The following is a 12,933-nucleotide window of genomic DNA, read 5'->3' as shown; positions in this document are numbered from 1 at the left end:
TTAATATATGCATGATTAAGTTTTTATATGGATAATTAAAGTTAGAAAACACCTTAAGGATTAACTAAACTAAGTTTCCCCAAGGCTTTTGTACATGATACACTAAGCTTTGATGTGAAAAGCCTATATTAAAGTTTCATTTTATTATAACTTATTTTTTTATAAAATTCATCTTAAATCTAATGAGTAACTGTATATTACTTTAACAACTTTTTGGAATCTTTAAATCTGCCTTCTTCTTTAAAGGGCTATTGACCAGCCTTGCAAATTGCTCAGCCTAGGGTAAGTGCTTTAGTGTAAAAAATGCGGTTTGTACACAAAGATACCTTTGTTTATCCCAAAGCTGCTTCCAATGTATCTTCACAAGATGAACTTATTCATTATTTAATCTTTACAAGAATTGAACTAGCACTTAGACGTTAAGAGGTATGACAAGGGTTCCTATATGCAATTGATTGTTTTCTTTGAATTCATTTTATTTAGGACTTTAAAAATCCATAAATGATACAGTTTTTTCACAAAACAAAACTCCTAGTTTTACACCCTAGGAGTTTTAAATATGCATTAAGTTAAACCGCTATTTTAAACATTAGTTATAAAGGCACATTAAAGAAACTTTCTTTCTATAGGCAACTTAAAATCCTTTCATCCAACTTACTGTTATCAAGTTACAATAAATGAACTTTCTTGAAGCTTAATTTCTATTAAGCATTTTATTCATACCCCTAATCAAAAGATTTTTCGTTAAGAATATTATTGTGCCCTCCATATGTGCATGGATTATATAGCATTATCGAAAATTTCTGTAAGGATATTCTTCATGTTATTTAAGAACTGTGATTGTTTTACTTCTCTATCACTATATAGTTCTATTTTCTTAATTAAATTATCTCCTACATATATTTCGCAATATCCTACTATATCTCCCTCTTTAATACCCTTTAAGTCTGGATCTATAGTAACTTTTTTATTTATTTGGTTCTCTGTTCCTCTTTCAATAGTTACTTTAACATCATCTTTAGCCTTAGCTATATAGAACTTTTCACCTTTTTTATCTAAAGGAACTTTTTCAACTTCTGAGTCTTTAGCAATAATATTCTTGCTTTCAAACTTAGCAAAACCATAATCCATAAGTTTGCTAGCATCTGCATTTCTTTGTTTATAACTTGGAGCTCCCATTATAACAGCTAGCATTCTTACATCATTTCTCACTGCTGTAGCTGAAATACAGTACATTGCCTCTTGAGTAAATCCTGTTTTTAGTCCATCACAACCCTTGTAGAATCTTACTAACTTGTTATGGTTAACAAGCTCTATAGGAGATTTTCTACCCTCACTTATTGTTTCCATATAAATTGATGAGTATTTTAGTATTGTTGGATGTTTAAGTAATTCCATAGACATTAGTGCAATGTCATTAGCAGTAGACAAATGCCCATCTGCACCTAACCCAGTACAGTTTTTAAAGGTTGTATCATTCATACCTAAAGCTTTAGCTTTTTCATTCATTTTAACCACAAAAGCTTCTTCACTACCCTCTAAAAATTCTGCCATAGCAACTGCAGCATCATTTCCAGATGCTATTGCAATACCTTTTAAAATTTCTTCTACTGTTCTAACTTCGCCAGTATCAAGAATCATACTACTTCCACCCATAGATTTAACTTTTTCACTACAAACAATTTTATCAGTTAGTTTAACCTTGCCACTATCTATGGCTTCCATAGCTAATAACATTGTCATTATCTTAGTTACAGAAGCAGGAGCAAATTTTTCCTTTGAATTTTTTTCATAAAGAACTTTTCCTGAAGTTGGTTCTATTAATAGTGCTGACCTAGCATCTGGCTCAAAACCTACTGAGTTTGTACTAGGAGCATTTTCCTTGGCCTTAGGTTCGAAAGCCTTTACAGGCACCACAAAAAGTTGTAGTGAAAATATCATTGATAGTAATAAACTAAATATTGCACTTTTCTTTTTCATAGCTTACCTCCATATAATTTTTTATAGAATTATTTTTACCTAAAGCCTCACATATTATCCAAAAATATAAAAAGTCAGATTTAAAAAATCTGACTTTTTAACTAATCTACTATATGATGTATTAGAGGAATATTATCTACATAATTTGGAGAAATTACATAGTTATTTAAAATATCCTTTTTAGCTTTTTCTATGTTATTTTCATCATTGCTGTGTATATAAGCTATTACATCGCCCTTAACTACCTGTTCTCCTCTTTTCTTATTAAGAACAATTCCCACTGCTAAATCAATTACACTATCCTTAGTTGCTCTTCCTGCACCAAGTTCCATTGCAATTAACCCAATACTTTCTGCATGTATTTTTTCAACAACTCCATCTTTATCTGCTAATACAGGAATTATGTATTTTGCTTTAGGAAGTAAATTTGTATCATCAATACAAGCGGTATCTCCGCCCTGAGCTTTAACAAATTCTTTTAATTTAGCTATTGCAGCTCCTGAGGTTATAGTTTCTTCAAGCTTAGCTCTTGCTTCCTCTACATTCTTTGCTGCACCAGCTAAGGTAACCATGTAGCTTCCCAAAGTTAAGCAAAGTTCTACTAAGTCTTTAGGTCCATTTCCTTTTAAGGTATTTATAGCTTCTTCAACTTCTAAGGCATTTCCAATTCCAAGACCTAAGGGTTGATCCATATCTGAAATTATAGCTACTGTTTTTCTACCTACATTAGTTCCAATGCTCACCATTTCAGCTGCCAACTCCTGAGCAGCTTCTGGTGTCTTCATGAAGGCACCTTCACCAACTTTAACATCTAAAACTATGCAATCTGCCCCTGCTGCAATTTTTTTGCTCATTATACTTGAAGCTATAAGGGAAACATTATCAACAGTTCCAGTAACATCTCTAAGGGCATAAAGTTTTTTGTCTGCAGGCGCTAATTCACCTGTTTGACCACCAACAGCAATCTTAATGTTATTTACGTTATTTATAAATTTCTCCCTTGGCATTTCAACTGAGAAGCCTTTAAAGGATTCAAGCTTATCTATAGTTCCGCCTGTATGTCCAAGCCCTCTTCCAGACATCTTAGCTACTGGAACACCTAAAGCAGCAACCATAGGTCCTAACACTAAAGTTGTAGTGTCACCTACTCCCCCAGTACTATGCTTATCAACTTTAATTCCATTAATTTCACTTAAGTTAAGGGTATCTCCTGAATTAACCATTGCCATAGTTAAATCAGCAGTTTCTCTTCCATTCATTTTTTGAAAGTAAATTGCCATTAATAAAGCAGATACCTGATAATCTGGAATTTCACCATTAGTATATTGTTCTATGAAATAGTTTATTTCTTCTGTTGTTAATTCCTTGCCATTTCTCTTTTTTAATATTAAATCATACATTCTCATAGTAATTGTTTTTAGAAAATCTAAAAACATCCACCTCCTATCTAAACATACATAATTAAATGATCCAACCTTCTTTTATATTATAAGTTGAATGAATTTTTTGCCTTAATATATATAATTAAAAAAATAAATCCTACATTTTTTCTATTATTTCTTTTACTAGGGATATAAATTTAGCCATTGCCTTATTTGCTGTTTCCACTACTCTAGAGTGATCAAGTGGTTCTAAGTTATCTCCTATTGCCATATCTGTTATACATGAAATTCCTAAAACTTTCATGGACATATGGTTAGCAACAATAACTTCTGGAACTGTAGACATTCCAACTGCATCTCCACCAATTAATCTTAACATCTTAAGTTCTGCTGCAGTTTCATAAGTTGGTCCTGAAACAGGGCAGTAAACTCCTTGCTGTACTTTAATATTTAAAGCTTTTGCACTGCTTAAGGCTAATTCTATTAATTGTTTATTATAGGCTGAAGACATGTCAGGAAATCTTGGTCCTAGTTCTTCATAATTTGCTCCTATTAAAGGATTGGCTCCCATCATATTAATATGATCTGTAATTATCATTAAATCCCCTGGTTCAAAATTAGGATTCATTCCCCCAGCTGCATTAGTAATAATTATATTCTCAATGCCTAAGGCTTTAATAACTCTCACTGGAAAAGTTACAGTTTGCATATCATAGCCCTCATAGTAATGGAATCTACCATTCATTGCAAGAACTGTTTTTCCACATAATTCACCTATTATAATTTCTCCAGCATGGCCCTTTACAGTGGATTCTGGAAAACCTGGAATCTCAGAGTATTTGATAACCTTTTGATTTTCAATATCCTTTACAATTCCACCTAATCCACTTCCAAGTATTATGGCAGCCTGAATTTCTTTGCTGTGCTTGCTAAGAATAAATGCTTTTGCTTCTTCTATTCTTTTTAATAAATCCATGATAAAACCTCCCTACTAAACTAAAGTTATGTGCCTAAACACATATTCCTTCTCAAAGGAGAAGGAATATGTCTAATTATATGGTTACATTTTTTCTATAATATCATTTACTAAAGAAATAAACTTACTTTTTACTCTTGTAGAAGTTTCAATAACTTCTTCATGATTTAATGGCTGATCTAATATTCCTGCTGCCATATTTGTAATACATGATATTCCAAGTACTCTTAACCCACAATGTCTTGCAGCAATAACTTCTGGAACTGTAGACATTCCAACTGCATCTGCTCCTAATATTCTAGCCATTCTAACTTCAGCTGGAGTCTCGTAAGTTGGACCTGTAAACATCATATAAGTTCCTTGTTTAAGGTCTATATTTAATGAATTTCCAACTTCTTTTGCAAGTTTCATGTATTCTCTATCGTATGGAGCTGACATATCTGGGAATCTTGGTCCAATTTCCTCATCATTCTTTCCTATTAGAGGGTTAGTTCCTGCAAAGTTTATGTGATCATTAATAATCATTAAATCTCCTGGAACGAAATCAGTGTTAGCACCACCACAAGCATTAGTTACTATTAATGATTTAACGCCAATATACTTCATTATATATATTGGTAGTGCAAGTAAATTCATTTTATGACCTTCATAATAATGGAATCTTCCTTGCATCATTATAACTTTTTTATCTCCTAATTTTCCAACCACAAATTGTCCAGCATGACCATGTACTGTAGATACTGGTAAATTAGGTACTTCTGAATATTTAATAACAGTTCTTTCTTCTAAAGTATCTGCCATATCGCCAAGACCTGATCCTAGTATTACACCTATTTCAGGTTCAAAGTTTAATTTGCTTTTTACATATTCAACGCTTTCTTTTATCATGTTTAAATCCATAATTATCCTCCTAAAATCCTTTGTAAATTATTATTTTATCACATCTGCAAAACTTTTGCCTACTAATTCATTTTCAACATTTAGTAATTCTAGTATGGTTTTTCCTATATCACTGAAACACTGACGAGTTCCAATATTGACATTTTGTTTAATATTCTTTCCATATACAAGAACAGGTATATACTCTCTTGAGTGGTCTGTACTTTCAGTTGTTGGGTCACAACCATGATCTGCTGTTATTATGAGTATATCCTCTTGTCCTAAAGCCTCTATTATTTCTGGAAGTCTGTTATCAAATTCTACTAGAGCATTTGCATAGCCTTCAACATCGTTTCTATGTCCAAATTTCATATCGAAATCAACTAAGTTAGAAAATACTAATCCCTTTTTATCATTTTTCATAAATTCTAGTGTCTTATCAACACCATCCATATTATTTTTAATGGTTATAGAGTCAGTAACCCCTTTACCAGTAAAAATATCCTTTATTTTTCCAACCGCCATAACACTTTGGTTAGCTTCACTAATATATTCCATCATAGTTTTATTAAAAGGTTCTATAGCATAATCATGTCTATTAGAAGTTCTTGTGAAGTCTCCTTTATTTGTACCTAAAAATGGTCTTGCAATTACTCTACCCACCATTTTATCTCCTACAAGCATTTCTCTAGCTATTTCACACATCTTGTATAGCTCAGGAATTGGAATTATTTCTTCATGAGCCGCAATTTGAAATACACTATCTGCTGAAGTATATATTATAGGGTATCCAGTTCTCATATGCTCTTCACCAAGTTCTTCAATAATAGCAGTACCTGATGCTACTACATTGCCTAGAGTTTTTCTTCCAATTTTACTCTCAAATTCTTCAATTATCTCTCTTGGGAAACCCTCAGGATAGGTATTTAAAGGTGTTTCTAAAATAACCCCTGCAATTTCCCAATGTCCAGTAATAGTATCCTTACCTTTTGATAACTCAGCACATTTTCCATAGGAACCTGATGGATTGTTATTCTTATCAAAACCAACCATACCATCTATATTTCCTAATCCCATAGCTTCTAAATTCGGTAAAGAAAAACCTTTTACTGCCTTTGCAATATTTCCTAGGGTATTGCTTCCCTCATCGCCATATGACTTTGCATCTGGCAAGGCTCCAATGCCTACACTGTCTAGAACAATCAAAGTAACCTTTCTATTCATATTATCTTCCTTCCTTCTTACTAAATACTATTTAATATTAATATTCTCTTCATTTTAGTTTTGCATACCAAGTAAAAATATTATATAGATTTTCTTAGAGTTTGGTGACTTTTTTATTTATATAAGTTCCAACATTATTTTTACATTGTAAGATAATTTTAGGAAACTTATATAAAAGACAATGCAAAATATAATTAGATATATCTATGCAGTATCTTTATTTTGTTCTATCTATTTCTAATAAATCCCTTGATAGCATGTACAAAAATATATATTAATAAATAAATGATGTGCCTATCTATTAAACTATTAAAACGTTCTAATCATAGAACTAATTTTATAGAGATAATAGTGGCACTTCTTTAAGGTTAACTAAATATTTATAAGTTTTAAAAGCTTTTATAATAAGTCTTTATATCTAAACTCTTATTACATAACTAAGACTTAATACAATCATTTATAGATATCCACCTTCAATTCTTAAAATATACAATTACTTTTTCACTAGCATTGCTAGTGATTGTTGAAAGTGATCTTTTGAATAACCATAGTTTTCACAGTGAACATCTATACTTAGCGGACATCTTATATTTAAGTAACAAATCGTTGTAACGATAAATTATAAAGTCAAAGCTCAATTAATTTATCATTATATATAAGTTGCAATATTATTTCTACATTGCAAGATAATTTTAGAAATTTATATAAAACACATTGTAAAATAGAATTAGATATGTTTATGGTATTCTATATAAATTAATTATCTTATTAATGCTTTAAAAGTATAAACATAATTATACAATATTTCTAATTGTTTGTTAATAGTTTTTGAAACAAGTATACTATTTTGATAGATATTAGAATCACGAGTTAAAAAATCCAGGAAGCTATCTACTAAGTATGGTAATATTATACCCATAATTATTAAAATTAGTAAAGACTCAAAATAAGAAATCAAGAACTTCTTTACATCACTTGTCATATAATTAAACGCCTACGCCTTTTAATGCAAATCTTATTAGTGATGGTGTTACAAAAGCTTCCAATAAAAATCCAACTGTCATAATTGCCATAATAAATATAAAAGATAAAGTATAGCTAGCAATGCTGTTGCCTTTATATCCTTTATAATTTTTATTTAATTTTTCCTTTAACATATTTAAAGAAAATTGAATGGATAGAACTGATGCAAAAATTATGCATGGAATGTATATAATATTTTGTGGTACAACCCCTAACACTGCTAACAAAAGACCTCTATCTTTTAAACTATATACAAAAAAACTTATAGTAAAACCTATGGAGAAACCTTTAAATATGCTTAAAACTAATATAACAGGTATACCAACTATAGTTAATCCTAAAAACCAATATCCAATAATTATTGGAAGATTACTTTTTACTGCCTCAAAAAATATTGCCTTATTATTTATGCCTTCGAGTGTGCTTGATTTACTCAGAGATGTTACATAATTAATTAAGCTACTCTTATCGTTATTACTCATATATTTTACACTATAAATACCTAAAATCACCCCTGTACATAAAAACAGAATAGTCAATAAGTACATCCAAAAATTCTCTCTAAAATGTTTATTAAAGTTATCTATAAGGTTTCTAATTGTCATAAATATTTCCCCCTTAGTTTTTATCTATGAATTAGTTCATATCTATGACAATAATAATGGAAATATACCTATAAGTTTTTAATAATGGACAAGTTCCTTTTATAGCTTGGCTTTGGAAAGAGATTTCACTAAACAAAGGTTCCTTTATCAGAATAAAATCACCTTTGTTAAAATAAAGTTTAATTTTTAACACAAGAATCTCACCTTAGGAAGATAGGAGGTTCGTGCTTTAAAACATCTGTTAAATAATGAACAAGTTCACTTTGCACAGAGTCTTTAGAATGATATTTTACTGAGCAAAGATATCTTTGTAAACATACTGCCTTTGTTACACCAGAGAATTCACCTAGGCCTAGGCGCTACAAGGCTATTAAGGGCCTCTTAAAGACCCTGGCAGACTTGAAGCTTCCAAAATATAGTTAAACTAAAATGCCTTTTATTATTTTAATAACTTTAAATAATAAAAGGCATCTACATTTTTACTTATATTCAATTTTAATTTAATTATATCTATTGGTTTAAAATATCATCAGTTGGTTTAGCCTTACAGCTTATATATCACTCAAACCATTGATTCTACTAAACTAGCTCACTTTATTTTTCAATCTTAATTTATCAGCAACCATAGCAATAAATTCTGAGTTAGTTGGCTTGCCTTTGTCATTGTGTATAGTATACCCAAATAACTTGTTAATTGTGTCTACTTGACCACGGCTCCATGCTACTTCTATAGCATGTCTTATAGCTCTCTCAACTCTACTTGCAGTAGTATTATATCTTTTTGCAATGCTTGGATATAACTCTTTTGTTACCGCAGATAAAAGTTCAATGTCATTAACAACTAAAGTTATTGCTTCCCTTAAGTACATATATCCTTTAATATGTGCTGGAACACCAATTTCATGTATAATACTTGTGATTTCTGCTTCTAAATTCATTGGCTCGTTATTAGATCTGATTTTAATATCAGACATATCATTAACTACTATAGATCTCTTTTCTTCATCACTTGATATTGTGTTATTAAACATTTGTCTTATTCTCTTAGTAAACACATCCATATCAAAAGGTTTTACTACATAATAGTCTGCACCTAAAGTTATAGCTCTTTGTGTTATTTTATCTTGTCCTACTGCAGATAATACTATTATTCTTGGCATAGGGCTTAAATTCATTGTATTTAATTTCTCTAAAACCCCTAATCCATCTAAATGTGGCATAATTATATCTAAAACAATTAAATCCGGTCTTTTTTCCCCAATTAATTTTAAAGCCTCAATACCATCTTTAGCAATTGCTACTACATTGATATCTTTTTGACTTAAAAGATAATCATTTAAAATATTGCAAAACTCCTTATTATCATCGTCTATTAGTACGTTAATACAATTTTGGTCCATTCAATTACTCCCCTTCTACTAAAAATTACCATTTTCTCATATAAACAAATTCGACAAAACTATAATAAATCCTTCTAAAAATAGTAAAAAAATTATTTTTATATAAAAATATTTTTTTTAGAAGATCAATATTAAAATAGAACAATAAAAGATGTTAGATTATTCAAATATAATCAACACCTTTTATTTTACAATGTTTTCTGAATTATTCATAGCCATTTTTTAAAATTTCTGCATCTTTTAACATCCAGTCCATATAAATTCCATAGCCAGTATCAGGTTTATTGATTAAAACATGAGTTACAGCTCCAACAATTTTGTTATTTTGTATTATTGGACTCCCACTCATTCCCTGTACAATTCCACCAGTCTTATCAATACATTCTGGGTCTACAATTTTAATAATCATGCTTTTAGAACCTGCTGCTTCCTGAGGAAGCAATTTTTCTATTACTATATCATAAAGTTTAGGTTCATTTCCTTCAACGGTAGTTAAAATTTGCGCCTTACCTACCTTAACTTCACTTTTTAGAGCTACTTTCATAGGTTTATTAAACTTCTCATTAATTAAACTATCATTACCTTTACCAAAAATACCGCATTCAGTGTTATTGTTAATGATTCCTAAGGATTGTTGCTCATTAATGAAAATCCCCCTGAGTTCGCCTGGATTCCCTTTTGCACCTTTTCTAACAGATACTATATTAGAAGCAATTACTTCTCCATTTTCAACCGACATTATATTTCCAGTATCCACATCAGTTATTGGATGACCTAAAGCAGCAAATCCTTTTGTTTTAGGATCATAAAAAGTTAATGTTCCAACTCCTGCAGTAGAGTCTCTAACCCATAATCCAATTTTAAATTTTTCATCATTTTTGCTTAGAACTGGAGTCACTTTTACATTTAATGCTTCTCCCTTTCTATTAATTGTTATATTAATTTCTTTTCCATTTGATCTGTTTACTAAAGTAGAAATATCCTCTGAACTTTTAATTGCTGTTCCATTTATTTCTGTGACACTATCGCCAATTTGAATTCCTGATACAGCGGCGGGACTTTGAATCTTTTTCTCTGCAGTTTCAATATCAGAAAGGGCAATTACAAGTGCTCCTTTCGTACTTAATTTAATTCCTACAGGCTGACCTCCAGGATAGAGCATAATATCGGAAGCTTTAGCATAGGGCTTATTTTCGTTGTTAAAACTACTCTGAGAAGCCGTTAAAAAGTTTTTATCCTTACTATATTGTGCAGTGACTGCTTTCCCAAACTTCTGAACCCCCATGTTTATAGAAGTAAGCTTTATAAAATTAAAATTACCAAAGATGAATAACATCAGCGGTATTAATATCCAGCACAAAATATTTTTACCTTTTTTCATCATGCTATACCTCCCATAAGTTTTCTATACTAACTTTAAATTGCCCCATTTTTTAAAAATTTATGTTGTCATTATATTTCAATAATAGCCAAAAAAGTTCCTATCTAGAATTATTTAGAATTAATAATTTAATTTTATAGTATAGTATAATACTTTAATGAATTAATGTGACATATGTAAGTTGCAATAGTATTCCTAAATTACTTAATAAATTGAAAACAACATATATGAAAGAGAATGCAAAAGTAAATTTATTATTAGTGTAGTTTCTTTATTTCATTCTATCTAATAAAAAAAACTATGAATCGATAAAAGCTATCAACTCATAGTTATATTTTAACATTATTTGAATTTTTTATGTATGTTATTCATAATATTATTCTTTAATTTTCCCTTTTGAAAGAAAAGCTAAATCAAGCATTTCTTTAGCATTCTCAATGGTTAATCTTGTAACTTCACTTCCACCAATCATTCTAGCTATTTCAAACTCAACTTCTTCTTTACCTAACCTTTTTACTTTAGTAAAGGTTGTGTCAGAAGTCCATTGCTTTTCAATTAAGTAGTTTGTATCTGCCATAGTAGCAATTTGTGGTAAATGTGTCACACAAAACACCTGATGTTTTTTTGATATTAAAAACATTTTTTCAGCAACTCTTTGAGCAATTCTTCCGCTTATTCCTGTGTCAATCTCATCGAATATAACTGAAGGAATTTCATCCTTATCTACAAATACAGTTTTTAGAGCTAACATTATTCTTGAAAGCTCTCCACCAGAAACAATTTCTTCTAATGGTTCTAAAGGTTGTCCTGGATTAGTTGATATAGTAAAGTGTACTTTATCACTTCCATTAGACATTAGGTTATCTGTTTCTATTACATTTATTTTAAAAGTACTTTTATCAAGTCCTACATAATCTAATTCTTTCTTTACAAGGCTTTCTAACTCTTCACTAATGTCACATCTTATATTGTGTATATCCGAAGCTATAGCCTTCATGGTGGACATAAGCTCCTTCTTTTCCTTTTGTAGCTTTTCAACTATAGCAGTACTATTAATTAGTTCATCATATTTGCTTTGTATTTTATCTTTATAATTTAAAACATCCTCAATTGTACTTCCATATTTCTTCTTACAAAGAGAAAGTTGATATATTCTTGAATTTATATATTCTAATTCCCCTTCATCATAATAAATACTATCTTTCAACATTCTGATTTCATCAATGTTTTGTTCTATTAAATAGTAAGTATTTTCTAGAGCCTCAGAAATCTTTTTAATATCTTCTTTATGTTTTTGAATACTCTTTAGTTCTCTTATTACATAGTTTAAGGAGTCAATAATAGAAGTGGTTCCTTCATCACTATCTTTTAATACTTTATAAGAAATACTCAAACTTTTTTCAATTCTTTCTGCATTAGAAAGTAAGGAAAACTTTTCTTCTAGTTCTACATCTTCTCCAACCCTGGGATTAATGTTATTTATCTCTTCAATTTGATATTTAAGAAAATCTATATTTTTTTCTTTTTCTCCTTCGCTTCCTTGAAGTTCATTTATTTTGCTTTCTATTTCAGATAATTTTTCATAATTTTTTTTGTATTCTTCTAAGACTTTCTTTAGCTTATTCTCACCAAAGGAGTCTATATATTTGATATGATTATTATTGTCTAAAAGATTTTGATTTTCATGTTGTCCGTGAATATCTAGCAAAGTTTCACTAATAGCCTTAATTTTAGCTAAAAGCATTGTCTTACCATTGACCTTTGCCACTGTTTTTCCTGACTGAAAGCTTTCTCTACTTAGAATTACTAAATCCTCATAGGGAATATCTAGATCATCTAACACAAGTTTTGTTTTTATATTCTCTATTGAAAAGACAGCTTCTACAACAGTTTTATCTTCACCAGTTCTAATAAGGCTTTTATTGAATTTTCCCCCTAAAACAAAGTTTATAGCATCTATAAGTATAGATTTACCTGCTCCTGTTTCCCCTGAAAGAACATTAAACCCTTTTTGAAAATCTATTGATAAGCTTTCAATAAGTGCAAAATTTTTAATATTTAATTGTAATAGCATTAATTACCA

9 protein-coding genes are annotated in these 12,933 nt (G+C 30.0%); all 9 read right to left on the bottom strand.

Going from position 1 to position 12,933, the window contains the following annotated elements:
* Positions 1 to 780: 780 nt before the first annotated feature.
* The 9 genes from C661_RS0112835 to recN all read right to left on the bottom strand — a co-directional run bounded on the left by C661_RS0112835 (position 781) and on the right by recN (position 12,924).
* Positions 781 to 1,980, bottom strand: coding sequence for a D-alanyl-D-alanine carboxypeptidase family protein (locus C661_RS0112835; protein ID WP_017415731.1), 1,200 nt, complete (start codon positions 1,978 to 1,980; stop codon positions 781 to 783).
* Positions 1,981 to 2,081: 101 nt separating this feature from the next.
* Positions 2,082 to 3,386: a pyrimidine-nucleoside phosphorylase gene (locus C661_RS0112830; RefSeq protein WP_026051051.1), complete on the bottom strand. Its 1,305-nt coding sequence runs from the start codon at positions 3,384 to 3,386 to the stop codon at positions 2,082 to 2,084.
* Positions 3,387 to 3,519: 133 nt separating this feature from the next.
* Positions 3,520 to 4,338, bottom strand: coding sequence for a purine-nucleoside phosphorylase (locus C661_RS0112825; protein WP_017415729.1), 819 nt, complete (start codon positions 4,336 to 4,338; stop codon positions 3,520 to 3,522).
* Between the two features lie 84 nt (positions 4,339 to 4,422).
* On the bottom strand, positions 4,423 to 5,238 hold the full coding sequence (locus C661_RS0112820; protein WP_017415728.1) for a purine-nucleoside phosphorylase: 816 nt from the start codon (positions 5,236 to 5,238) through the stop codon (positions 4,423 to 4,425).
* A gap of 30 nt (positions 5,239 to 5,268) precedes the next feature.
* A complete protein-coding gene (locus C661_RS0112815; RefSeq protein WP_017415727.1) occupies positions 5,269 to 6,441 on the bottom strand; it encodes a phosphopentomutase in 1,173 nt (390 codons plus the stop codon).
* A 986-nt stretch (positions 6,442 to 7,427) separates the two neighbouring features.
* Positions 7,428 to 8,069, bottom strand: a complete 642-nt coding sequence (spoIIM, locus tag C661_RS0112805; RefSeq protein WP_017415725.1) for a stage II sporulation protein M — start codon at positions 8,067 to 8,069, stop codon at positions 7,428 to 7,430.
* 584 nt (positions 8,070 to 8,653) lie between these two features.
* Positions 8,654 to 9,469: a sporulation transcription factor Spo0A gene (gene spo0A / locus C661_RS0112800; protein WP_017415724.1), complete on the bottom strand. Its 816-nt coding sequence runs from the start codon at positions 9,467 to 9,469 to the stop codon at positions 8,654 to 8,656.
* A gap of 205 nt (positions 9,470 to 9,674) precedes the next feature.
* Entirely contained in the window at positions 9,675 to 10,853 is a 1,179-nt protein-coding gene (spoIVB, locus tag C661_RS0112795; RefSeq protein WP_017415723.1) for a SpoIVB peptidase, read from the bottom strand.
* Between the two features lie 373 nt (positions 10,854 to 11,226).
* On the bottom strand, positions 11,227 to 12,924 hold the full coding sequence (gene recN, locus C661_RS0112790; RefSeq protein WP_017415722.1) for a DNA repair protein RecN: 1,698 nt from the start codon (positions 12,922 to 12,924) through the stop codon (positions 11,227 to 11,229).
* Positions 12,925 to 12,933: the final 9 nt, after the last annotated feature.

Origin of the sequence: Clostridium tunisiense TJ (assembly GCF_000300195.1) — a bacterium.
Lineage (GTDB): Bacteria > Bacillota > Clostridia > Clostridiales > Clostridiaceae > Clostridium_J > Clostridium_J tunisiense.
Note: the sequence above shows the minus strand (reverse complement) of the source record. Positions and strands in the feature narration are given on the sequence as shown.